Annotated in this window: 21 protein-coding genes; 7 read left to right on the top strand and 14 right to left on the bottom strand. The window is 67.1% G+C overall.

Annotated elements, in window-relative coordinates; all coding sequences use genetic code 11:
- Window positions 1-20: 20 nt before the first annotated feature.
- Together IEX91_RS03150 and IEX91_RS03145 are read right to left on the bottom strand one after the other, a co-directional pair.
- The gene (locus IEX91_RS03150) at window positions 21-959 is read right to left on the bottom strand and encodes a nucleoside hydrolase (protein WP_188877061.1); all 939 of its coding nucleotides are present in this window, start codon (window positions 957-959) and stop codon (window positions 21-23) included.
- A gap of 7 nt (window positions 960-966) precedes the next feature.
- A complete protein-coding gene (locus IEX91_RS03145; RefSeq protein WP_188877060.1) occupies window positions 967-1,386 on the bottom strand; it encodes a CopG family ribbon-helix-helix protein in 420 nt (139 codons plus the stop codon).
- 147 nt (window positions 1,387-1,533) lie between these two features.
- Between IEX91_RS03145 and IEX91_RS03140 the strand changes: the two genes are divergently transcribed.
- Genes IEX91_RS03140 through IEX91_RS16230 form a run of 3 tightly spaced genes read left to right on the top strand, consistent with a single transcriptional unit; the run spans window position 1,534 to window position 4,057 of the window.
- Window positions 1,534-2,799: an OFA family MFS transporter gene (locus IEX91_RS03140; RefSeq protein ID WP_188877059.1), complete on the top strand. Its 1,266-nt coding sequence runs from the start codon at window positions 1,534-1,536 to the stop codon at window positions 2,797-2,799.
- 55 nt (window positions 2,800-2,854) lie between these two features.
- Window positions 2,855-3,343 (top strand): substrate-binding domain-containing protein, encoded by a 489-nt coding sequence (locus IEX91_RS16235; protein WP_229772770.1) that lies wholly within the window; start codon window positions 2,855-2,857, stop codon window positions 3,341-3,343.
- 21 nt (window positions 3,344-3,364) lie between these two features.
- Window positions 3,365-4,057 (top strand): ABC transporter substrate-binding protein, encoded by a 693-nt coding sequence (locus IEX91_RS16230; protein WP_407647940.1) that lies wholly within the window; start codon window positions 3,365-3,367, stop codon window positions 4,055-4,057.
- Window positions 4,058-4,183: 126 nt separating this feature from the next.
- On the opposite strand, the gene IEX91_RS03130 is transcribed toward IEX91_RS16230, so the two are convergent.
- Both IEX91_RS03130 and aglF read right to left on the bottom strand, forming a co-directional pair.
- On the bottom strand, window positions 4,184-4,393 hold the full coding sequence (locus tag IEX91_RS03130; RefSeq protein WP_188870041.1) for a hypothetical protein: 210 nt from the start codon (window positions 4,391-4,393) through the stop codon (window positions 4,184-4,186).
- An 81-nt stretch (window positions 4,394-4,474) separates the two neighbouring features.
- A complete protein-coding gene (gene aglF, locus IEX91_RS03125) occupies window positions 4,475-5,221 on the bottom strand; it encodes a UTP--glucose-1-phosphate uridylyltransferase AglF (RefSeq protein ID WP_188877058.1) in 747 nt (248 codons plus the stop codon).
- 128 nt (window positions 5,222-5,349) lie between these two features.
- Between aglF and aglM the strand changes: the two genes are divergently transcribed.
- Complete coding sequence (gene aglM, locus IEX91_RS03120; protein ID WP_188877056.1) at window positions 5,350-6,654, top strand: UDP-glucose 6-dehydrogenase AglM; 1,305 nt, start codon at window positions 5,350-5,352, stop codon at window positions 6,652-6,654.
- Between the two features lie 316 nt (window positions 6,655-6,970).
- Here aglM and IEX91_RS03115 read toward each other — a convergent pair whose 3' ends face one another.
- Together IEX91_RS03115 and IEX91_RS03110 are read right to left on the bottom strand one after the other, a co-directional pair.
- Entirely contained in the window at window positions 6,971-7,327 is a 357-nt protein-coding gene (locus IEX91_RS03115; protein ID WP_188877055.1) for a VOC family protein, read from the bottom strand.
- A 97-nt stretch (window positions 7,328-7,424) separates the two neighbouring features.
- Entirely contained in the window at window positions 7,425-8,942 is a 1,518-nt protein-coding gene (locus IEX91_RS03110) for an aldehyde dehydrogenase family protein (protein ID WP_188877054.1), read from the bottom strand.
- A gap of 131 nt (window positions 8,943-9,073) precedes the next feature.
- Here IEX91_RS03110 and IEX91_RS03105 point away from each other — a divergent pair, with 131 nt between their 5' ends.
- Window positions 9,074-10,594, top strand: coding sequence for a GMC family oxidoreductase (locus tag IEX91_RS03105; protein ID WP_188877053.1), 1,521 nt, complete (start codon window positions 9,074-9,076; stop codon window positions 10,592-10,594).
- Between the two features lie 178 nt (window positions 10,595-10,772).
- Here the strand turns inward: IEX91_RS03105 and IEX91_RS03100 are convergent, their stop codons facing one another.
- The 7 genes from IEX91_RS03100 to IEX91_RS03070 form a co-directional block, all read right to left on the bottom strand.
- Complete coding sequence (locus IEX91_RS03100; protein WP_188877052.1) at window positions 10,773-11,756, bottom strand: ABC transporter permease; 984 nt, start codon at window positions 11,754-11,756, stop codon at window positions 10,773-10,775.
- Window positions 11,753-13,849 (bottom strand): dipeptide ABC transporter ATP-binding protein, encoded by a 2,097-nt coding sequence (locus tag IEX91_RS03095; RefSeq protein ID WP_188877051.1) that lies wholly within the window; start codon window positions 13,847-13,849, stop codon window positions 11,753-11,755. Before IEX91_RS03095 ends, IEX91_RS03100 begins: the two co-directional genes overlap by 4 nt.
- 8 nt (window positions 13,850-13,857) lie before the next feature.
- On the bottom strand, window positions 13,858-14,802 hold the full coding sequence (locus IEX91_RS03090) for an ABC transporter permease (protein WP_188877050.1): 945 nt from the start codon (window positions 14,800-14,802) through the stop codon (window positions 13,858-13,860).
- A gap of 115 nt (window positions 14,803-14,917) precedes the next feature.
- On the bottom strand, window positions 14,918-15,592 hold the full coding sequence (locus tag IEX91_RS03085) for a YbbN family protein (protein WP_188877049.1): 675 nt from the start codon (window positions 15,590-15,592) through the stop codon (window positions 14,918-14,920).
- Between the two features lie 91 nt (window positions 15,593-15,683).
- A complete protein-coding gene (locus IEX91_RS03080; protein ID WP_188877048.1) occupies window positions 15,684-17,474 on the bottom strand; it encodes an ABC transporter substrate-binding protein in 1,791 nt (596 codons plus the stop codon).
- Between the two features lie 187 nt (window positions 17,475-17,661).
- The gene (locus IEX91_RS03075; protein WP_188877047.1) at window positions 17,662-19,449 is read right to left on the bottom strand and encodes an ABC transporter substrate-binding protein; all 1,788 of its coding nucleotides are present in this window, start codon (window positions 19,447-19,449) and stop codon (window positions 17,662-17,664) included.
- 218 nt (window positions 19,450-19,667) lie between these two features.
- The gene (locus IEX91_RS03070) at window positions 19,668-20,999 is read right to left on the bottom strand and encodes a phenylacetate--CoA ligase family protein (protein WP_188877046.1); all 1,332 of its coding nucleotides are present in this window, start codon (window positions 20,997-20,999) and stop codon (window positions 19,668-19,670) included.
- Window positions 21,000-21,209: 210 nt separating this feature from the next.
- Here IEX91_RS03070 and IEX91_RS03065 point away from each other — a divergent pair, with 210 nt between their 5' ends.
- Complete coding sequence (locus IEX91_RS03065; protein WP_188877045.1) at window positions 21,210-22,001, top strand: IclR family transcriptional regulator; 792 nt, start codon at window positions 21,210-21,212, stop codon at window positions 21,999-22,001.
- 276 nt (window positions 22,002-22,277) lie between these two features.
- Complete coding sequence (locus IEX91_RS03060; RefSeq protein WP_188877044.1) at window positions 22,278-23,309, top strand: zinc-dependent alcohol dehydrogenase; 1,032 nt, start codon at window positions 22,278-22,280, stop codon at window positions 23,307-23,309.
- Window positions 23,310-23,320: 11 nt separating this feature from the next.
- Here the strand turns inward: IEX91_RS03060 and IEX91_RS03055 are convergent, their stop codons facing one another.
- Window positions 23,321-23,572, bottom strand: coding sequence for a hypothetical protein (locus IEX91_RS03055; RefSeq protein WP_188877043.1), 252 nt, complete (start codon window positions 23,570-23,572; stop codon window positions 23,321-23,323).
- Between the last annotated feature and the right edge of the window lie 31 nt (window positions 23,573-23,603).

The following is a 23,603-nucleotide window of genomic DNA, read 5'->3' as shown; positions in this document are numbered from 1 at the left end:
GTCGCCGGGACGGTCGGGGGTCACTCGCGGGCCTCGGCGTGCGTCGCGTACCCGGAGAGGCCCGCGGCGACGACGTCGCGGTAGCGTTCGACGTCGATGTCGAGCGCGACCGCGGCGTTCGGTGCCTCGTCGTAGACGCCGTGCTGGTCGCAGACGACCGATCCGTGCGACGGCCCGCCCGTCGTGTCGATCTCGCAGTAGTAGTCCGCGAAGTCGAGCGTGTCGGGATCGACGATGTCGGCGAGCACGGCGGCGTCGTGGATCGACGGCCCGGTCTCGCGCGCGTCGAGGGCGTCCGCGGGGTAGCGAAGCCAATCGGCGACGGTCCCGAGGACGCCGCCGCGCGCCTCGTACGACTCGATCCGCTCGAAGGAGATCGTCGCGTCGTTCGTCACGTCGAGACCGACCAGTGTGGGAGACGCGTCTTGGACGACGCGGCTCGCCGCCGCCGGGTCGTTGTGAAAGTTCGCCTCCGCGACCGGCGTGACGTTGCCGGCCGCGAGCGCCGCCCCGCCCATCACGTAGATGTCGTCGACGATATCGGGGAGCGCGGGCTCCATGGCGAGCGCGAGCGCGAGGTTCGTGAGCGGGCCGACCGCCGCGATCGTCAGGTCGCCGCCGTGCTCGCGGGCGTGGCGAACGATGGCGTCCGCCGCGTGTTCGTCGCCGACGTCGCCGCTCGGATACGGGAGGTCGCCGCGGATGCCGCCCGCGCCGTGGATCCACTCCGCGGTCGTCAGCTCGTCGACGAGCGGCCGGGCGCATCCGCGGGCAACCGGGACGTCGTAGCCCCCGAGTTCGAGGATCGCGCGGGCGTTGCGCGTCGTGTTCTCGACGGTCGTGTTCCCGCAGACCGTCGTGAGGCCGACGACGTCGATCGCGTCGTGTCCGAGCGCGGCCGCCAGCATCACCGCGTCGTCGCAGCCGGGGTCGGTGTCGAAGAGTACCTTCCGTGCCACGGTCGAGTTACGCGAACGGACCGACGTCGTCGACCGGCGTCACGGAGTAGTCGACGGTGAGCGTGTCCTTCGTCGCGCGGATCTTCCCGACGAACGTCGAGATGGCGTCGAGGCGGCCTTCGAGAATGAACAGCTCCATACAGTGGTGATCGCCGACGTGGCTGTGGAAGTTCGCGGCGACGATGGACTCGTTCTCGTGGCGGAGGTGCATCATCTTCTCCTCGACGGTCGTCGTCTCGTAGTCGAAGAGGACGGTGACGACGGCCATGAGATCGCGGTCCTCCAAGCGCTTGTCCTCGAACTCCCCGAGGAGGGTGCGCGCGGCCTCGCGGACGACCTCCGATCGGCCCGTGTAGCCGTGTTCGTCCGCGAACTCGTCGATCCGGTCGGCGAGTTCGGCCGGCATCGAGATGGAAACGACGGTCATTGTTAGTAACACAGGCGCGTTCGAGTAATAAGGAGTTGTGGTGTCGCGTCGATCGGGGACGAGATCGCGACGCCGGACCGTGCCGCGGGCGTGTGACCCGTATCCGGAGGCTTATCCGCCGGCCGGTCGAAGCGAACGCCGACGCGAATGGATCGAGATCACGGGACGCGGGCGCGCGAGATACTGGGGTTCTCGCGGTGGTGGCTCGTCGCCGCCGCCGCGGGAATGATGGCGGTCGTCGGGCCGTACCAGTACGTCTGGTCGAGCCTGCGTTCGCCGGTCGCGCGCCACCTCGGCGTCGACGCCGCGGTGCTCTCCACGGTGTTCACGCTGTTCGTCGTCTTCCAGGCCGGCTCGCAGTTCCCGGTGGGGTGGTGGCGCGACAGGCACGGTCCGCGCGGGATCTGTGCGCTCGCCGCGGTGCTCGCGGGCGGCGGCTACGTCGCGCTCGCGTACGCGAGCGCCGTCTGGCAGGTCTACCTCGCCTACTCGCTCGGCGCGGTCGGCGTCGGCATCGTCTACACCGTCGCCGTCAACACCGCGCTGAAGTGGTTCCCGGACCGCCGCGGACTCACCTCCGGCATCGGCACGATGGCGTTCGCCGCGGGACCCGCGGCGCTCGTGCCCGTCGTCCGCACGATCACCGGCCCGGCCGCGCCCGACGGGGCGTACGTCTCGCTCCTCCGGACCGTCGGCCTCGGTATCTTCGTGGTCGTCCTCGCCGGGGCGCTCGTCATCCGCGACCCGCCGGACGGGTGGCTCGACGGCCGCGACGACGAGCCGTCGCTCGCAGAGGGCGGTCGGCAGTACACGTGGCGCGAGATGCTACGCACCTGGCAGTTCTGGCTCATGTACGCGATGTTCGTCGCCGTCTCCGGATCGGGGCTGATGCTCACCGAGAAGATCGTCGACTACGCCGATCACCTCGGTCTCGCCGCGGTGGTCGCCACGCTCGCCGCGACGCTCCTCCCGCTCTCCAGCGCCGTCGGCCGTCTCATCCTCGGCGAGGCCGCGGACCGATTCGACCCCGTGCGAACGATGGCGTCGTCGTTCGTCCTCTGCGGTCTCGGGCTCTTCGCCGTCGTCCACTTCGGCATCCGGGGGACGCCCGCGGTCTTCGTGACGGCCGTCGTCGTGGCGACGTTCTTCTGGAGCCCGAAGTACACGCTCTTCCCGACCGTCGTCGCTGAGTATTACGGCACGGATCACTCCTCCGCGAACTACGCCCTCCTCTACTCGGGGAAGATCTGGGGCGGCGTCTTGGGCGGCACCGTCACCGGCCTCCTCGTCACCTCGCTCGGGTGGAACCGGACGTTCCTGCTCGGCGGCGCGCTCGCCGTCGTCGCCGGCCTCGCCGCGCTCTTCCTCCGGCCGCCGGAGGACGCGACATCGACCGACGAGACGCCTTCGTAGCCACGCCGCACGCCGTGACCGAAACGGCTTTAGATTATTAGGGTAGCCTAAAATCATGGCCGACGACAGCGGCGGCGACGCGGGACTGACGCGACGGAACTACCTCACGCGCGGCGGCGTGCTCGCCGGCGGGCTGGTAGCGGGCTGTGCCGGCAGCGAGAGCGACGCTCCGGTCACCGACGCGGAGACGACGATGACGACGACGAACACGTCGGCCAATTCGGCCGACGGTCCGCACTCGGTGACGATGGAACCGATGGGCGAGGTCTCCTTCGACGAGGCACCGGAGACGTGGCTGTCGTTCCTCAGCACGTACGGCGACATGGGGATCGCCCTCGGCAAAGCCGACGGACTGCGGGGGCTGTGGGATCCCGCGAACGTGCCCGCGTTCTTCTACGATTACCTCCCGGGAGTGGACGTCTCACTGGACGGCGTCACGTCGATCGGTGGCGACAGCGGATTCGATACGGAGACCCTGTACAGCCTCGACTGCGACGTACACCTCGTCGATCCGAACTGGCTCGGCGTCCTCGACGACGACTGAACGAGAGACGACGCGGCGGAGATCGAACGGAACGTCGCGCCCTTCCTCGGGAACGACATCCGGCGGCGCGGCGACGACTGGCACGACTACCGCTACTACTCGCTGTACGAGGCGTTCGAGATCGTCGCCGACGCCTTCGACGAGTCCGAGCGGTACGACGCGTACGACGCGGTTCACGAGGAGCTCCGAGCGACGATTCAGTCGACGCTCCCGCCGACGGCCGAACGGCCGACCGTCGGGTTGATCTCGGTGAACTCAGACTTCGAGAACGGGTCGTTCTGGGCGTACCCCATACAGGCGGGCAACAACCACAAACAGTACCGCGACCTCGGAATCCGCGATGCCTTCGACGGGCACATCGACGGCGGATACGCCAACTGGGACTACGAGCAGCTCCTGTCGGTCGACCCCGACGCGATCGTCTTCCAGTACGGCCTCACGCACGTCTCGACGGCGGAGTTCGAGGCCGAGATCGAACGGATGCGGGACGACCCGGTCGGCGGGCAGTTGCGCGCCGTGCAGAACGACCGCCTCTATCGCGGCGGTGGCTCCTATCAGGGACCCATCGTCAACCTCTTCCAGACGGAGGCCACGGCGCGGCAGTTCTACCCCGACGCCTTCGGAGAGTGGAACGGCCTCGATACGCTCGCCAGCGACTCGCTCACGCTGTTCGACCGACAGCGGGTCGCAGACATCGTGACCGAGGGCGCCTGAGCCGGCACGTTCCCGGCGGCCGCTCCAGCGGGCCAGCGATGGCGCCGATCGTCACGGACGCCGACCGTCGAAAAAACACCGGATCTGCGTGATCCAACCCCGCTCATCGGCCGCCTCCGCCGCCGCTCAGTGCGTCGTCTCGTGCGACGAGGTCGGGTGGCGCCACGCTTCGAGCGTGTAGAGGCCGAGCGCGCCCAGCGCGACGACCGCGGCACCGGCGATCACGTAGAAGAGCGCCATCGACTGGACGCCGCGGAAAACGATGAGGGCGAGCGCGACGATCTCCACGAGCGCCGCGACGCCGAACAACCCGAATCCGAGCTCCTTCCTGTCCATACGTGACGGTATTACGGAAGCCCGCTTATTCGTGTCGGTCGCGCACCGGGGGACGCGACGCGGTCCGCGCGCCGTCCGCGACTACGCCCCGGGCTCCGCCTCCGCCTCCGGCTCCGCGCTCTCGCGGAGTTTCGCCTCCGCCGTCTCGCGGTCCTCGGGGTAGCCGACGTCGACGCGCCACCCCTCAATCCCGATGGCGTCGATGGTCCGCCCCGACTCGATCAGGAGATCGACCGCCTCGCTGAGTTCGTACTCGCCGCGATTCGAGGGTTGGACGAGGTGGCAGGCGTGGAAGATAGCGGGCGTGAAGGTGTAGAAGCCGGTCATAACGAGGTTCGACGGCGGGTCCTCGGGCTTCTCGACGACGTCCGTGATCTCGCCGTACTGGTTCGTATCGCAGACGCCGTACCGGCCGGCTTCCGCCTCGGGGACCTCCTCGACGAGGAAGGCGGCGTCGGCGCGGTCCTCGCGCTGTCGGCGCACGACGTCGCCGAGGTTCGCGTCGAAGACGTTGTCGCCGAGCATGAGCATGAAGTCCTCGTCGACGTGTTCCTCGACGGTCAACAGGGCGTGGGCCAACCCCTTCTGCTCGCACTGGTGTTCGTACGTGATCGGGACACCGTCGAACGCGTCGCCGTAGCGCTCGATGATCCGCTCTTTCATGTAGCCGACGACGACGACGAGCTCGTCCGCACCGAGGTCGACGAGCTGTTCGAAGCAGTGCGTCAAGAGCGGGCGGCCCGCGACCTCGACCATCCCCTTCGGTTTGTCCTCGGTCAGCGGTCGGAGCCGCGTCCCTTCGCCGGCGGCCAGTACGACGGCTTGCATCGGACGTGTCCGTGTACGCCGACGCGCCGGCATATACGTGTCGACGCTCGGGGGAAACGGAGAGCGCGGACGTCCCCGCGTCGTGCCCACGACCGAACCGTCATCAACGTCCGCGCCTATCGTCGGGTATGGACGTGAGTATCGTCGGTTCGGGATACGTCGGAACGACGGTCGCGGCGTGCTTCGCCGACCTCGGTCACCGCGTCGTGAACGTCGACGTCGACGAGACGACCGTCGAGACGCTCAACGACGGCGTCGCGCCGATACACGAGGAGGGGCTGGCCGACCTCGTCGAGGCGCACGCGGGCCCGGGCGGCACCGGCCGCTTGCGTGCGACGACCGACTACGGAGCCGTCCTCGATACCGACGTCACCTTCCTCTGCCTGCCGACGCCGCAACGCGACGACGGGAGCATCGACCTCTCGATCATGACGGCGGGCGCGGAGACGCTCGGCGAGACGCTCGCCGCGAAAGACGACTGGCACACCGTCGTCGTGAAGAGCACGGTCGTCCCGGGGTCGACGGACGAGACGATCACACCGGCGATCGAGGAGGCGTCCGGAACGGCGGCCGGCGAGGCGTTCGGCGTGGGGATGAACCCCGAGTTCCTCCGCGAGGGGAGCGCCGTCGGGGACTTCCGCGACCCGGACAAGGTCGTGCTCGGCGCGGACGACGAGCGCGTCAGCGACGACATGGCCGCGGTCTTCGCGCCGCTGGTCGAGGCGAGCGGCGCGCCGGTCGTGGAGACGGACACCCGGACGGCCGAGATGATCAAGTACGCGAACAACGGTTTCCTCGCAGCGAAGGTCTCGCTCATCAACGACATCGGGAACGTCTGCAGGGAGTTCGGGATCGACGCCTACGAGGTCGCGGACGCCATCGCCCTCGACGACCGCATCGGTGAACAGTTCCTCCGCTCGGGGTTGGGGTGGGGCGGTTCTTGTTTCCCGAAAGACACGGGCGCGATCCGTCACGCGGCCCGCGAGGCGGGCTACGAACCGGCGATGCTCGAGGCCGCAGTCGAGGTGAACGACCGCCAGCCCGAGCGTCTGCTCGCGCTCCTCGACGAGCACGTCGACGTCGCTGGCGAGCGCGTCGCCGTCCTCGGTCTCGCGTTCAAGCCCGGGACGGACGACGTCCGGAACTCCCGAGCGCTCGACGTCGTCGCCGGCCTCCGCGAGCGCGACGCGGACGTCGTCGCTTACGACCCCGTGGCCGCGGCGAACGCCCGCGAGCACCACCCCGACATCGAGTACGCGGACTCCGCCGCGGACGCCCTCGACGGCGCGGTCGGCGCGCTCGTCGCCACCGACTGGGACGAGTTCGCGGCGCTCGACGCCGAGTTCGACGCGATGGACGAGCGAATCGTCGTCGACGGCCGCCGGATCGTCGAGCGCCGCGAGGGCCTCACCTACGAGGGCCTCACGTGGTGACGCAGAGCGAGGAGTCCTAGTTGACTGAAAATACTGGTCAGATATACTGAGCAGTAATACTAGGTGCGTTTCGAAGTGGCGAGTAGCCGGCGAAGCGACGAGCGAGGGGCGCTATCGGGGAGGCACACAGAAAAATATTTACATCTTGACTATTCACTGGTCTGAATATATTTTCATCAAGTGGGCCTAATAGGTGATAAGATGCGTTTCATACCCATATTCGGAAGTGGTTATTTATGTACTACTGCCTGATATTGTCGGTTTTATGTACTATCTCGTCGCACGTCGGGGGCGAGGCCGAACGGACCGAGCGTGGTCAGCCGTCCGCCTCGATCAGTTCGACGCGGTACCCCTCGGGGTCGGTGAGGACCGCGACGCGGTCCCCGCCGTCGAGGCGTTTCGGGCGGTGAACGACCTCGCTGTCCCACTCGGCGACGGCGGCGTCGATGGTCGCGTCGAGATCAGCGACGGTGACCGCGACGTGGTTCACGCCGCGGTCCGGTTCGTCGACTTCGACGAACTGGAGTTCGCCGCCGCCGTCCCCACCGACGCAGTCGCTTCGCTCGCCGTCGATCTCGAACGTGCGGGTCTCGTGCAGACCCAGCACGTCCTCGTAAAAGGCGCTCGTCGTCTCGACGTCGGCGACCTCCAGCGCGACGTGGTGTACGCGCATACGGGGAGAGCCGTGCGGAGGGAGAAGAGCGTTTCGCCGGCGCGGCGTCGGAGCGATCCATCGCGCGCACTACTCGATCGCCCGCGGTCGGAGACCGTCAGTCCAGACCGTACTTGACGGATTTCGCCTGCGTGTAGTAGTCGAGCGTCTCGACAGAGAGCTCGCGGCCGATCCCGGACTGCTTGTACCCCCCGTAGGGGAGACCGGGCGACATCTCGTGCCAGGTGTTCACCCAGATGTAGCCGGCCTCGATGTCGCGTGCCGTCCGGTCGGCGAGTTCGAGGTCGTTCGTGATGACGCCGCCCGCGAGTCCGTAGTCGACGTCGTTGGCGAGCGTCATCATCTCGTCGTAGTCGTCCCAGCGGAAGACTTCGAGGACCGGGCCGAAGATCTCCTCCTGAACGGCCTCGTGGTCGTGATCGAGGCCCTCGACGAGGGTCGGCGTCACGAAACAGCCGTTCGAGAGGGCCTCGTCGTCGGGCGCGTCGCCGCCGGCGAGGAAGGTCGCGCCGCCCTCTTTGGCGCGCTCTAAGTAGTCCATCGTCCGATCGACCTGCTCCTGTGAGACCTTCGGACCGACGTCCGTCTCCTCCTTGAGGGGGTCGCCGACGGTCATCCCCTCCGCGGCGCCGATCAGACCCTCCAGGATCGGCTCGGCGACGTCGTCGTGGACGAAGAGCCGCGAGCCCGCCTCGCAGCACTCGCCGGTGTTGGCGAAGATGGCCATGGCGATGACGCCGACGGCCTCCTCGGGGTCGGCGTCCGCGTGGACGACGATGGGGCTCTTCCCGCCGAGTTCGAGCGTGACGTCCGTGACGTTCTCCGCGGCGTTGCGCATGATCTGTTTGCCGACGGCCGTCGATCCCGTGAACGCGAGCTTGCGGACGCCGTCGTGGCGCGAGAGGGGATCGCCGGCCTCCTCGCCGTAGCCCGTGACGACGTTCACGACGCCGTCCGGGACGACGTCGTCGACGATTTCGAGGAAGCGGAGGACGGAGAGCGGCGTCTGCTCGGCGGGCTTGAGCACCGAACAGTTACCGGCGGCGAGGGCGGGCGCGAGCTTCCACGACGCCATCGCCAGCGGGAAGTTCCACGGAATGATCTGGCCGACGACGCCGTACGGCTCGCGGATCACCTCGCCGTGGACGCCGGGTTCGTCGCGAGTGTGACCGCTCTGCGAGTTCGTGGCGCCCGCGAAGAACCGGAACTGCTCGGCGACGCCGCCGACGTCCATCCGCGCCTCCATGAGGGTCTTCCCGTTGTCGAGCGTTTCGAGCGTCGCCAGCTCCTCTTGATGCTCCTCGACGCGGTCCGCGATCTCGGTGAGGAGCGCCTGTCGCTCGGCGCGACTCGTCTCGGACCACTCCTCGTCGTAGGCGTCCCACGCGGCCTCGACGGCGCGATCGATGTCCGCTTCGCCGCCGCGCGCGACGGATGCGAGGACCTCGCCGGTCGTCGGGTTCAGCGTGTCGAACGTCTCGCCGCTCGCGGCGTCCTGCCACTCGCCGCCGATGTACAACTGCGTGTGCTCGGGAACGACGTCGGCCGCCGCGTCGCGGTGCCGCGAGCGGATCGATTCGATCGTCTCCCCACCGTCGTCGCTGGTACTGGACATCACACGGAGTGTCGGCACCACACACAATAATAGTGATGTATTCGGCGGGGACGGCCCCCTCGATAGAGCCGCGGAGTCGCGTTGATATATACCTAACGTTCATTATTGATTAGCGCGTGACTCGAATCGAGATGGCAGACGGATACGATTACGTCATCGTCGGCGCCGGCTCCGCGGGTTGCGTGCTGGCGAACCGCCTGAGCGAGTCGAACGAGAACGAAGTACTGCTGCTCGAAGCGGGGAAGCCCGACGAGAAAGAAGAGATCCACGATCCGACGTCGTTCCCGCTCCTCATGCGCTCGGAGATCGACTGGGACTACTCGACCGTCCCGCAACCCGGTCTCGGCGGGCGCGAGGAGTACTGGCCCCGCGGGAAGACCCTCGGTGGGTCGAGCGCGATCAACGCGATGATGTACGTCCGCGGGAACCCCCGCGACTACGACCGCTGGGCGGACCTCGGCAACGACGGCTGGGGGTACGACGAGATGCGCACCTACTTCAAGCGCATGGAGGACTGGGAGGGCGGCGAGTCCCAACACCACGGCGAGGGCGGACCGCTCCGCGTCGAGCAGGAGCACCCGTACGGCGACGTGACGTCCGCGCTCATCGACGCCGCCGTTGAGGTCGGTTTCGACCGAAACGACGACGTCAACGCCGGTCGGCAGGCGGGAATGGGCCCCCTCCCGCTCACGGTGCAAGACGGCGAGCGACAGAGCACCGCCACGGCGTACCTCCATCCGGTGCTCGAACGGGACAACCTCACCGCCGAGACCGGCGCACGGGTGACGCGCGTCACGTTCGACGGCGACACCGCGACCGGCGTCGAGTACGTACAGGACGGCACGAAGCGGAGCGCCGCGGCCGGCGAGGTCGTCCTCTCCGCGGGCGCCATCGATTCGCCGGCGCTGCTCATGCTCTCCGGGGTCGGCCCCGCGGACCACCTCGCGGAGCACGACATCGACGTCCGTCACGACCTCCCCGGCGTCGGGCAGAACCTGCAGGACCACCTCGTCGCCTCCTCCGCGTACGAGTGCACGGTGGACCCGGAGATCGAACCCGGCGAGGTCCTCTGTCAGGTCACCGGATTCGAGCGCAGCGACCCCGACCTGGACGTGCCCGATCTCCAGTACTTCCTCGCGCGCGTCTACTTCATGAATCACGGCTTCGACAACCCCGACGGGAACGGGATAACGCCGAGCACGACGCTCCTCCACCCGGAGAGCCGAGGGGAGATCTCGCTGGCCTCCGACGACCCCTTCGACGATCCCCTGATCGATCCGAACTACCTCGACGCCGAGGCCGACATGGAGCGGCTCGTCCACGGCGTGAAACGCACCCGCGAGATCGCCGACGCGAGCGCGCTCGACGGCGTTCGCGGCGAGGAGATCTGGCCCGAGGGCGACGCGGAGACGGACGCGGACATCCGCGAACACGTCCGTGAGACCGTCCAGACGATCTATCACCCCGTCGGGACGTGCAAGATGGGGGACGACGAGATGGCCGTCGTCGACGATGACCTCCGCGTCCACGGCCTGAACGACCTCCGCGTCGTCGACGCCTCGATCATGCCCACTATCACCACCGGGAACACGAACGCGCCCACCATCGCCATCGCCGAGCGAGCCTCCGACCTCATCCGCGACGACGGCTGAAACGCGCGGCGACACGTCTTCGACCGCGTCCGAAGCGCGGGCGTGGGCTGTTCGTTTCGCGGGCGTGCACGAGACGGAAACGGCGAAGACTGAGAATGCGGACGGCGAGGAGTCGCGGGACGCGCGACGGGCGAACGACGTTGACGAGAGGCGGAATCGAACGAGCCGAGCGCGGGCGTTATTCGCCCTCGATCGTGATCCGGGGGTCGATGATCGTGTACGCGATGTCCACGATGAAGTTCCCGATGACGATCCAGGCCGCGATGAGCAGGAACATGAACTGGATGACTGGCGTGTCACGCGCGAACACGGACGTCAGGAGCAGCTGCCCGATGCCCGGCCAGTTGAAGACTATCTCGATGAGCACGAGCCCGCTGATCGAGGTCGCGGTCACGGCGGGGAGGACGGTGACGACGGGAAGCGACGCGTGCTTCATGATGTGACGGAAGCGCCGCCACTTGCCGAGCCCGAGGAGCCGCTGGTAGGTGGCGAACTCCTGGTTCCGAACCTCGACGACGCTCCCGCGCATCACCAGCGTCGGGTAGTACATGTACTTGATCACGACCGTGAGGAACGGGAGCGTGTAGTGGTACCAGAAGTCCGACGTGAGGTAGATCCCCCATCCGGAGGTGCTGGTCAGCGTGTCGACGGAGGCGATGCTCCCGGAGGGGAACCACCCCAGCCACGCCGAGAACACGGTGAGGAGCAGGATGCCGATGAAGAAGTCCGGCGTGGTGCCGACGATGTTCGGCGGGATGATGCCGTACTTCTCCAGCAGCGAGTTCGGCCGACTCCCCATCAGGGCACCGTAGAGCGACCCGAGGACGAACGCGACCAACACGCCGGGGAGCGCGACGATGAGGGAGTTGCGCAGCGCCGGCAGGACGACCTCGAGGACCGGCTCGTTGAACTGCCGTGACATTCCGGCGTTCCCCTGAGCCATGTTGCTGAGCCACTTGAAGTACTGAACGTACAGCGGTTGATCGAGCCCCCACATCTGTCGCACCTTCGCCACCTGCTCCGGTGAGGCGCCCTGCTGTAACAGGAGCGTCGCGTAGTCGCCCGGCATGAACCGAAAGGCGAAGAACAGGAACGTCGCGATGGCGAAGATGAGCAGGATCGAGACCACCGTTCGGCGCGCGTAGTAGTAGAGTTGGCTCATCGTTCACCTCCGTCGGTCGCGGCCGTCGGCGCGGGGTCGTCGCCCGAGCCGTGCTCGTAGTGGAGGTGGCAGGCCGCCCGGTGATCGTCGCCGACGTCCGCCTGACGGGGCATCCGCTCGCAGACATCCATCCGGTCCGGACAGCGATCGCGGAACCGACAGCCCGTTCCGAGGTCGGAGGCGTCGCCGGGCGTTCCCGGGAGCTCCGCCCACTCCCGTTCGTGGTGGGGGTCCGGGACGGGGATCGCCTGCAGGAGCGAGCGCGTGTACGGGTGTTTGGGATCGGTGAGGAGGTCCATCGTCGGCGCGCTCTCCACGAGCCGTCCGAGGTACATGACGTTCACCCGATCGCAGACGTACGAGACGGTCGAGAGGTCGTGGGAGATGTACAGCATCGAGACGCCGTACTCGTCGGTCAGTTCGTTGAGCATGTCGAGGACCGACGCCTGCGTCGAGACGTCGAGCATCGACACCGGCTCGTCGGCGAGGATGACGTCGGGTTCGAGGATCAGCGCGCGCGCGATCGAGACGCGCTGTTTCTCGCCGCCCGAGAGCTGCGACTCGTTGCGGTCGATGTACTCCTCGGCGGGCGTCAGCCGGACCTGCTCGAGCACGTCGAGCACCCGTTCTTCGCTGCGCTCCATGTCGTGTATCCGAAGTGGCTCCAGTAGCGTCTCCCGGACGGAGAAGTGCGGATTGAGCGTGTTAAACGGGTCCTGAAGGATGATCTGGACGCGGCGTCTGTACTCCTTCCAGTCCGCCTTATCGAACGACGAGACCGGCGTGCCGTCGAAGACGATCTCGCCCTCGGTCGGCTCGTACTTCCCCATGAGCGTCTGGAGGAGCGTGCTCTTGCCGCAGCCGCTCTCGCCGATGACGCCCTGGATCTGGTTCTCCTTCAGTTCGAGGTCGACGCCGTCGACGGCGCGGACCGCGTCCTGCTCGCCGCCGAAGACGCTGGCCCGAATCGTATCGAGCACGTTCGTCGACTGGCTGAAGTGCTTGTTGAGACCCCGAAGTGACAGGATCGACTCGTCGCCTCCGCGGTCGGCCCCGGCGTCCGCACCGGCGGGCTCCCCGTGGTCGTCGTCGACGTCCTCGAGGTCGCGCGCCGCGAGCGTCGCCACCTCGTCGCTACGAACGCAGGCGGAGGCGTGTTCGGCGTCGCCGGGGACGACCTCGGTCGGGGGCGCGCGTTCGCGGCACTCGGGTTCGGCCCACGGGCAGCGATCCGCGAACGTACAGTAGTCCACTTCGTTCTCGAGCGCCGGCGGCGTCCCGTCTATGCCTTCGAGTTTCCTGTTCGGATACCGGATGTCGGGGAACGCGCGCTGTAACAGGAGCGTGTAGGGGTGGTGGGGGTCGTCGAAGAGCGCCGTCGTGTCGCCGCGTTCGGCGACCTGCCCGCCGTGCATCACGGCCATCGAATCGCACATCTCGAAGACGACCGCGATGTCGTGCGTGATGAAGAGGAGGCTGAAGTCGCGGATCTCGCGGAGCTCGTCGAGGTGTTTGAGGAACTGGTCCTGCATGATCACGTCGAGCGCCGTCGTCGGCTCGTCCGCGATGATCATGGAGGGATCGAGCAGGAGGGAGAAAGCGATGATGGCGCGCTGTTTCATCCCGCCCGAGAACTGGTGAGGGTAGTCGTGAACGCGCGACGCCGGCAGTCCGACGACGCCGAAGAGCTCTTCGAGCTTGTCGACCGCCTTCTCCTCGGACCAGTCCGTGTGGGCCTCGGCGACCTCGATCGCCTGCTCGCTGATGCGCGAGAGGGGATTGAGGCTGTTCATCGCCGACTGTGGGATGACCGCGATCTCCTTCCACCGGATCTCGTCGTTGTACTCCTCCTCCGAGTAGTCCTGGATCTCCTCGCCGCGGTACGTCACCGTGCCGCCCGTGATGTCGCCGTTCTGATCGAGGGAGTTGGTGACGGCGCCGGCGAGCGTGCTCTTCCCGCAGCCGCTCTCCCCGACGAGGCCGTAGTACTCGTTGGCGTCGATGGAGATGGAGGCGTCCGTAACGGCCCTGAGGTCGCCGGAACTCGTGCGGTACGTGATGTCGAGATCGTCGATTTCGAGTAGGGGTGCCATGGTGTCGATCAGAACTCCGAGACGTTGGTTTCGTGCACGCGCTCGTATCCGCGCCCGAGCATGAAGATGCACAGCACGGTGAGGGAGATGGCGAAGCCGGAGGTGAGCGACCACCACCAAGCGCTCGCCATGTAGCCCGAGTTGTACGCGTTACGCAGCATGAGCCCCCAGGAGGGAAGCGACAGGTCGGCGAAGCCGAGGAACGACAGCGAGGCGCTGATGATGATGGTGAGGCCGGTCCCGAGCGCGAAGAACAGGACGATCATCCCGCCGAGGTTCGGGAGGATGTGGCGCGTGATGACGTATCGGTCGCTCGCGCCGAGCATCTGCGCGGCCCGGACGTGTTCGCGCTCGCGGATCTGGAGGACCTGCGAGCGGAAGACGCGGGCGTTGTTCCGCCACAGCAGACAGCCGATGACGAGGATCGTGCTCCACGTGCCGACGCCGAAGTACGCCGCGAGCACGATCGCCGTCGGGATGAGCGGGATGCCGAAGACGAAGTCCGTCAGGCGCATGAGGACGTCGTCCACGCGACCGCCGTAGTAGCCGGCGGAGACGCCGATGGTGACGCCGATCAGGACGACCAGAAACCCGCCGAGGAGCCCGGTGAACAACGTCGGCCGGGCGCCGATCAACAGCCTGCTGAACACGTCCTGTCCGCGCGCCGTGGTCCCCAACAGGTGCTCCCCGGACGGGTGGGCGAGCTTGAGTATCTCCCCGCTGCTGGTGATGAACACCTTATCGGGCGGATACGGGGCGATCATCGGACCGAACACGGCCGCCAGGAGGACGAGGACGAACCCCGCGAGGAACACGACGGTGAGCCGATCCGAGAGGTAGAGCCTCAGCGACGAGCGGAGGTTCCGGAACAGGTAGTGATCGCGGAGCCGCCCCGGACGGAGCGCACCGAGCAAGCCGGAGTCGGTCGACCCGCTCGAATCGTTAATCTGCATGAACCCTCATGAAACCCTCATCATTGTTGGGCCACTATAATTCTTTCCTCTATCGAGACGTGTATCCGGTGATTCGCGGTCGACGGGCGGCGAACGCGCCCGGACCGATCGGTCGTTACACCCCGTCGATCAGGAGTTCGGTCTCCGCACGGAGCGCGCCACGACCCGGGTTTCCAACGAAGCGCGACGCGACGGCGTCACCGGCGCAGAAGAGGACGGTCGGCGCCGCGCCGACATCGTAGGACTCGCGGAGCTCGTCGACGTTGTCCGGCCCGTAGACGGCGCCGAGTCCGATCTCGTCGGGAAACAGTCCCTCGCCTCGCAGCGATTCGAGATCCGCACGCACCGCGTCGCACGGGTCGCATTCCTCCCGCCAGCAGTAGACGACGGCCGCCGCGTGCGCGTCGAGGAACCGTCCGATCTCGTCACCGGAGAGCGATACGAATCCGTCCGGGACGTGCGGATCGGAACCGTCGAGTCCGTCGCGCGTGAGCGAGCGCGCGACGTGGAGGCTGGTGGCTCGGTCGACGCTCTCGCACGTCTCGTGGACCGCCACCGCGTCCGCGAGCGTCCGCTCGTCAACATCGGTCGCCGCGACGTCGGCGCCGTCGACGTACGCCTCGCGGAGGTCCGCGAGTGCGTCCTCATCGAGCGCTGCGACCGCCGCTCGCTCGCGCTCGCGGGCCGTCGAGAACGCGTCGCTCAGTCGCACTTCCTCGCCCGACTCTTCGAAGAGGCCGTCGTCGCGGAGTCGCTCGTAGAGGGACGCGGGATCGGTATGAGTTCCCATGCCGCAGTAATACCGACGATCGAATAAACATCTTTCCCGGTCGCGCGCCGCCGGCCGACGCGAACCCGGCCCGAAACCGATCGGGTCGCGCTCAGCCGCAGATATCGGGGACGCAGGGGAAACTATCGGGTTCCTCGCAGGGGGTCGATCCCTCGGGCCAGCGGGGAGTGAGGTCCTTCTCCGGCGGGTAGTGGAGTCGCCCGTCCCCGTCCCACCCCCACCCCGCGTCGCGCAACACCTGCTTCGCCGCCTCCGTGTTGGGCTGCGGCGAGTCCGCGATCTTCGTCAGCGCGTCGTCGCTCTCCGGGCGCCACGGGTGATTCTTTCCCGCGAACGACGAACGCAGCTCGGGGGTACCCGTCCCGCCGTTGAAGTACGCGTTCAGTCGAGTGCGGTTGAGCGTCTGCGAGACGGCGAGGCGGAACTCCCGGAACATCGACGGCGCGAACGAGTGTTGCGCGCGCAGTTCGTACGACACGAACGTGTCCGACGTCACGACGGTCGCTTTATCGCCGAGGGCGTTCTTGATCTGCTCGTTCGTGTCGTTCGTGCTGTTGAGGAGGATGTTGAGACTGCCCGATTCGAGCGCGCGGCGGGCGCTCTGCCGGTCGGAATAGCCCCGGAAGATGAGGTCGCCGGTGACGTCGATGTAGTGGTCCTCGTAGGGTTCCATGGCGAGGATCTGACGGGTCTGAAAGTCCCGGACCTGATAGGGCCCCGAACCGATGATCCGGTCGAACTCGACGTTCATCGGATCCTCCTCGGCGCCGGCGGCCCGCCAGACGTCCTTCGGCAGGACGCCCGACCAGATGGGGACGAACGCCGTCAGCCACGACGGTGCGGGCCGCGACATCTCGACCGTCAGCGTCGTGTCGTCCACCGCCGTCACCGACTCGTAGGGGTACTCGGAGATGACGGCGAAGGTGTCGGCGTTGTCGTTGAGGAAGTCGAGGGTCCACTTGGCGTCCTCCGCGGTGAGTAGACTGCCGTCGTGGAAGGTCATCCCCTCGCGGATGTCGAACGTGAAGGTCTGATAGCTGTTCTCGACGGTCCAGTCCTTCGCGGCGCCCGCCGCGAGCTCGTAGTTCCTGTCCCGGTAGAGGAGCGGCATGTACACCGTCCCCACCCACGGCGTCGACGGACGGTTGTTCATGTAGACGACGCTCGGGATGTTCCCCGGCGTCACGTTCGACTTCATCGCGTTCGCCCCGTTGATCGGCTCGGTGTTCCAGAGGAACTCCGGGTTTCGATCGACCGGTCCGGCCTGCCCGACGTCCTGCGCGTTCAGCTGATCGTTGCGGTAGATCGACGAGCCCGTGTTCGTACAGAGGGTCGTGGGCATGACGTCTTCCGAGGCGGTCGAGAGGGCGTCCGTGACGTACTCCCGACGCTTCTCCGTCGACGAGGCGGTACGCTGTTCGTCGAGTTTCTGCGAGAAGTCGCAGTCGGCGTAGTTGATGACGTTCGGATTGCCGTTCGCTCCCGCGTTCTTGATGTGGTAGGAGTAGAGGAGGTTGTCCGGGTCGAGGTTACTGGGGAACTGCGGGGAGAGATCGAGGTGGAAGCTGAACGTGCGGGAATCGCTGTACGCCTCGTTCCACAGCGTCGTCAGTTCCTTGATCGTCACCTCCGCGGGGACGCCTAACACCTCGCTGATCTGCGTGGCGACGTGCTGGTTCGCCTGCTCGATGGCGGACGCACCCGCGACGCCGCCCAGCGACGCCACCGTCAGTGCCGGCACCCGCTCGCCCAAGTCCTCGCCGCTCGATCCGCCCCCACCGCCGCCGCTACATCCGGCGAGGCCCGCCGCGCCGGCCGCCCCCAGCGCGCCCAAGTACGTTCGTCGATCGATCCCATCAGAGTCCGGTGAATCGTCAGTCATGATTGAATCCCGTGTGTCGTCGGCTCCACGTCCCGATCCGCTCGCCGGGCCGTCAGAACCGTGACGACCATCCACACACAAGTCGCTCATCATCGAACATAATAAATATGCCGATAGTACCGGTCGGTTCGCCGTTCTCGACCCGCGAGCGGGTCGTTTCGGCCGGGTGAGCCCGACCGAACCGCGGTCACTCGCAGATATCGGGGACGCAGGGGAAGCTATCGGGTTCCTCGCAGGGAGTCGATCCCTCGGGCCAGCGGGGGGTGAGGTCCTTCTCGGGCGGGTAGTGAAGTCGCCCGTCCCCGTCCCACCCCCACCCCGCGTCGCGCAACACCTGCTTCGCCGCCTCTTCGTTCGGTCGCGGCGAGTCCGCGATCTTCGTCAGCGCGTCGTCGCTCTCCGGGCGCCACGGGTGGTTCTTCCCGACGAACGACGCGTACAGCTCCGGGCTCCCCTCCCCGCGGGTGAACATGCCGTTTATCAGCGCTCGGTCGAGCGCTTGCGAGACGGCGAGGCGGAACTCCCGGAACATCGACGGCGCGAACGAGTGTTGCGCGCGCAGTTCGAAAGACGTGAACGCGTCGCCGGCGACGACCGTCGCCGACTCCGCCATTCCGTCCTCGATCTGCGACCACGTGTCGTTCGTGATGTTGATCAGGAGGTTGAGGCCACCAGTCTGGAAGGCGCGGAACGCGCTTTGGCGCCCCTGATAGCCGCGGATCGTCAGGTCCGCGCCCGCGTCGATGTAGTGGTCCTCGTCAGGCTCCAAAACGAGGATCTGGCGCGGCTGGTACTGGACCACGCGGTAGGGGCCCGAGCCGACGAGCCCCTCGAAGTCGGGGTCCGTCGGGTTCTCCTCGGCGCCGGCGGCCCGCCAGACGTCCTTCGGCAGGACGCCCGACCAGATGGGGACGAACGCCGTCAGCCACGACGGTGCGGGCCGCGACATCTCGACCGTCAGCGTCGTGTCGTCCACGGCGGTGATCGACTCGTAGGGGTACTCGTTGATCGCGGAGAAGCTATCCGTGTTGTCGTCGAGGAATTCGAGGGTCCACTTGGCGTCCTCCGCGGTGAGCGGACTGCCGTCGTGGAAGGTCATCCCCTCGCGGATGTCGAACGTGAAGGTCTGATAGCTGTTCTCGACGGTCCAGTCCTTCGCGGCGCCCGCCGCGAGCTCGTAGTTCCTGTCCCGGTAGAGGAGCGGCATGTACACCGTCCCCACCCACGGCGTCGCGGGCTGGCTCGACATGTAGGTCGCGCTGGCGATGTTCGCGGGCGTGATGTTCGAGACGATGCCGTCCGCCTCGCCGGTCGCCGTCGTGTTCCAGAGGAACTCCGGATTGCGGAGGCTCGCACCGGCCGATCCGGCGTCGCCGGGGTCGAGCTGGTCGGTCCGATAGGCGCCGCCCGTGATCGACGTGCACAGCGTGATCGGAGTGACGTCGGCCGAAGCGGCCGAGAGGGCGTCCGTGACGTGCGATCGCCGTTGCTCCCGGTTCGTCGCGGTGCGTTGAGCGTCCACCTTCCGCGAGAAGTCACAGTCGGCGTAGTTGATGCCGTTCGGGCGCCCGTTCGCCCCCGCGTTCTTGATGTGGTAGGAGTAGAGGAGGTTGTCCGGGTCGAGGACACTCGGGAACGACGGCGAGATCGAGACGGTGAAGTTGAACGTGCGCTGGTCGTTGTACGCCTCCGTCCAGTACGTCGTGATCTCGCGGTTGACGAGTTCCATCGGCACCCCGAGCACCTCCTCGCTCTGCGTCTGGACGTGCTGCATCGCCCGCTCTAAGTCGGACGAGCCCGCCGTTCCGGCGATGATCGCGCCGGGCATCGTCGGCACGCGCTCCCCGAGGTCTTCGTCGCTCGCGCTCTCGCCGCCGCCGCTACACCCGGCGAGGCCCGCCGCGCCGGCCGCCCCCAGCGCGCCCAAGTACGTTCGTCGGTCGATTCCGTCCGTCGTCCGTGTGTCCGCGTTCATGGTGGTGGATACGTCGGTCGGTCGTAGTGCGTCCGGACTCGGTCACCGGCACCGGTCTGCCGGGATCGGATGCGCTCGAGCAGCGCGATCGATCGCTAGATTACAATTAATAATTATAAATCTTCCGCCGACGATCGCGTCCCGGAGTCGGGACGTGACGGAAACGGGAGACGCGACGCTACCGACCGTCGAAACGCGAAACGAGAAGGGGTGGCGCCTCAGGCGCGGACTTCGACGAGGTCCGTCTTGTACTCGGACGGCGGCAGTTCCTCGACGTCGACGATCGTCGGATCGACGCGGACCTTGAGCTGACCTCGGACCTCGGAGACGACGTCCTCGATGATCTCGTCGTCGGCGCGGTCGGTGCCGGTCTCGCGGGCGATCTCGACCTCGATCGGATCCTCGAAGTGGACCTTGTCGGCGTCGGGGGTGAGCACGCGGATGCGCGGGGCCGCACCCTCGACGGCGGAGACGACGTCGCGGATCGCCGACGGGAAGACGTTCATGCCCTTGTAGATGAGCATGTCGTCGGCGCGGCCGATACACTGCATCTTCGGTGCGGTGCGTCCGCAGGCGCACTCGGTGCCGGTGACCCTCGCGTAGTCGCCGGAGCGAAAGCGGACGAGCGGCGTCGCTTCGCGCCGAAGGTGCGTGTAGACGAGTTCGCCTTCCGCACCGTCCTCGAACGACTTCGCCTCGCCCGTCTCCGGGTCGATGAGTTCGACGTGGACGTGGCCCTGCGCGTGGAAGTGCATCCCGTCTTCCTCCTCGCACTCCGCCCACATGCACCCGAGGATGTCGCCGAGACCCATGCCCTCACGGACGAGCGAAGCGTCCCACGTGTCGTAGAACTCCCGGCGGATCTCGGGGTTGGCGATACCGGGACCGGCGCCCCCGATGACCTTGTGCATCGAGAGGTCCGCGGGCGCGACGCCGCAGACGTCCTCGGCGTTCTCGCCGAGGTAGCGTATGTGCGAGGTCGTCGTCCAGAGGACGTCCGCGTTGATGTCCTTGCCGACGGAGAGGAGGCGTTCGGTGCTCTCCCCGCCCGCGGGCACGACGTTCGCGCCGAGTTTCGTCAGCGACTCGAAGTAGGGCGTCCCGCCGGTGACCATCGTCTGTCCGGCGCCGAAGAGCACCGTGTCCTCCGGGCGGACGCCGGCGGTGTAGAACGCCCGCGTCTGCACCTCGTTCCAGTCGCGGCGATCCTGTGCGGTGAGTCCGAAGTACGTCGGCTTCCCGGTCGTCCCCGAGGAGGAAATCGTGCGATTGAGCGCGGACGTCGGTGCCGTCTGGTGTTTCCCGAGCGGTTTCGCGGGCGACTGGACCGCTTGGCAGTCCCGCTCGTCCTGCTTCGTCATGAACGGGAGTTCGCGCAGGTCGTCGAGCGACGTGACGTCGCCGGGGTCGACGCCCCACTCGTCGAACGTGCGCCGGTAGTAGTCGGAGTGCTCGACGAGGTAGTCGAACTGCTTCGGGAGGAGACGCGCGTGCTCGGCGAGCACGTCGTCCCACGGGCGGAGCTCGATCTCGTCGTAGACATCGGCCATGGTGCGACGACTCACGGTCTACGATGATTAACCTATCGGTTACTCCGATTCGCGTACCCGATCGCGTGACCGAAAGGGTCGAAACGGACGAAAATCGTGGATCGCGGGAGTCGACGGCCACATCGTGCGTACGCGTGACGAGCGGGAGATCCGCGAGAGTGGATTTGACCACCACAAAAGTTTATGATTGTTGATCCGGGTATGGGACGTATGGCCGGGAACACGGAGGACCGGAAGATCCAATCCGTCGATCGGACGTGCGACATCCTACAGGAACTCGGCGAGAGCGGCGGGAGTACCGTCTCGGAACTCGCGGAGGGGACGGACCTCACACCGGGAACGGTCCACACGCACCTCTCGACGCTCGCGTCGAACGGCTTCGTCCAGCAGGTCGACGGCGAGTACAAGCTCGGAATGGAGTTCGTCCCGTTCGGCGAGTGGGTGCGGCGCCAGAGCCCGCTGTACCGTGCGGCGAAGACCGAAGTCGACGACCTCGCCCACGAGTACGACGCCGTCGCCCACCTCGTGACGGAGTACCGTGGAAAGACCCTCACCCTCTACGAGATGGCCGGCGAGGAGGCAGTCGGTAAGGAAGTACACACGGCGAAGCGCGGTCGTCCCCAGACGCACATCCACTGCACGGCGGGTGGAAAGGCGATCCTCGCCTACCTGCCGGAGGAGCGAACCCGAGAGATCATCGACGACTGCGGACTCCCGCCGTACACGAGCCACACCGTCACGGACGAGGAGACGCTCTTCGCGGAGCTCGAAACGATCCGGGAGCAGGAGTACGCGATCAACCACGAGGAGGTCGTGCACGGGAACCGCGCGATCGGGGCGCCGGTCCTCGACGACGACGGGACGATCCTCGGATCGATCAGCATGTCCGGTCCGGCGAGCAAGTGGCGCGACGAGCGATTCCAGGACGAGCTCGTGGACGCGGTCGTGCGCGCGGCGAACAGCGTGGAGATCAACATCCACACGGCGGACCGATCGCCTTGATTTGCAGTGATCAAACGAGGGTGAGAGAGGACGCGCCTTCGATTACAGTGATATTGGTGTAAATATAGGCGTGCTATGCCGAGTCGGTGACCGATCGCGGATAGCACGTGAGCGCGAAAAACCACGGTACGAAGTCACATGACACGGTGAGGCGGGCGTGAGGGAACCCCTATCAGTCCATTTGACACCCTCAAACAGCTGCTCGCTCCGTCCCGCGATCGAACGGCGCGTCGCCGATCACATAGATTTATTAACGAATAATGAGTTAGGTCTGGTATGAGAGCCGCACTCTTCTACGGACCGGAAGACATGCGCGTCGAGGACGTCGACGAGCCGAACCCGGGCGAAGGGGAGGTACTCGTGGACGTCGCCGCGTGTGGGATCTGTGGATCCGACCTCCACTTCTACACGGACGGCCTCCACGGCGACGCCGACTATCCGACGACGCTGGGTCACGAGATCGGCGGCACCGTCCTCGAAACCGGCGCCGGCGTCGACATCGAGGTCGGTACCGACGTCGTCCTCAGCCCGCACACGCCCTGCATGGACTGTTGGTGTTGCGAGAGCGCGATGTACAACCTCTGTCGGGACCTCGACGCGACGTCCGCGCGACCGGGCGGCTACGCGGAGAGGGTCGTCGAGCGCGCCGACAACGCGCTCGTGCTCCCCGATGGGGTCTCGCCCGCCGACGCCGCCATCGCCCAGCCGATCAGCGTCGGCCTCCACGCCGTCCGTCAGTCGCCCGTCGGTGTCGGTGACAGCGCCGTCGTCGTCGGCGCGGGGCCGATCGGACTCGGTGCGGTGCGGTTCGCCGCCTCCGCGGGCGCCGGCCCCGTCTACGTCTCAGAGCCGCAGGCGTCGCGCCGCGACGTCGCCGCCGACTTCGGCGCTGACGTGCTCATCGATCCCGAAGAGGAGGACCCCGTGGAGCGGATCCACGAGAAGACCGGGACGGGCGCCGACGTCGCGTTCGAGGCCGTCGGCCACGAGGCCACCCTCGATCAGGCCGTCAGCGCCACGCGCGCCGGTGGTCACACCACGGTCATCGGCGTCTTCGGCGGCGAAGCCGCGTTCGAACCGCAGAAGCTCGTCCGCCACCAGCGCACGGTCGCCGGGTCGACCTCCCATCAGCTCGGCCCGCGCGTCTCCAAGGAGTACGACGTCGTGCTCCGCCAGCTCGCCAGCGGAGAGCTCGACGCCGACGACTACGTCACGTCGCGGATCGACCTCGAAGACGTCGTCGATCGGGGGTTCGAGACGCTGCTCGGCGGGGAGAGCGAGGAGCGAAAGATCCTCGTCTGCCCGTGATCGGGTCCGGTTCAGTCGAGCGAGCCGTCGTGCGTGTCGACGACGTGCGCCGGTAGATCGTCCGCGTCGACGCGCTCTTCGCACCCCGCGACCGGGCACGCCGCGGGGTCGTCGAGCGCCGTCCGTTTGAGGCCGGACTCCGCCTCGGCGAAGACGAACCAGCCGTCGCAGTCCGGACACTGCCGGAGGTGTCGCTCCTCGTCCTGCAAGAAGAACTCGTGGGCCGCCTCACACCGCGGACACTCGACCGTCGTGGCGCGCATGCTCGGGACGGACGCTCCGTGCGCTCAAAAC

The organism is Halarchaeum nitratireducens (genome assembly GCF_014647155.1).
In the GTDB taxonomy this organism is placed as follows: Archaea; Halobacteriota; Halobacteria; order Halobacteriales; family Halobacteriaceae; genus Halarchaeum; species Halarchaeum nitratireducens.
The sequence above is the reverse complement of the archived record's forward strand: the minus strand, read 5'-3'. Positions and strand labels throughout refer to the sequence as shown.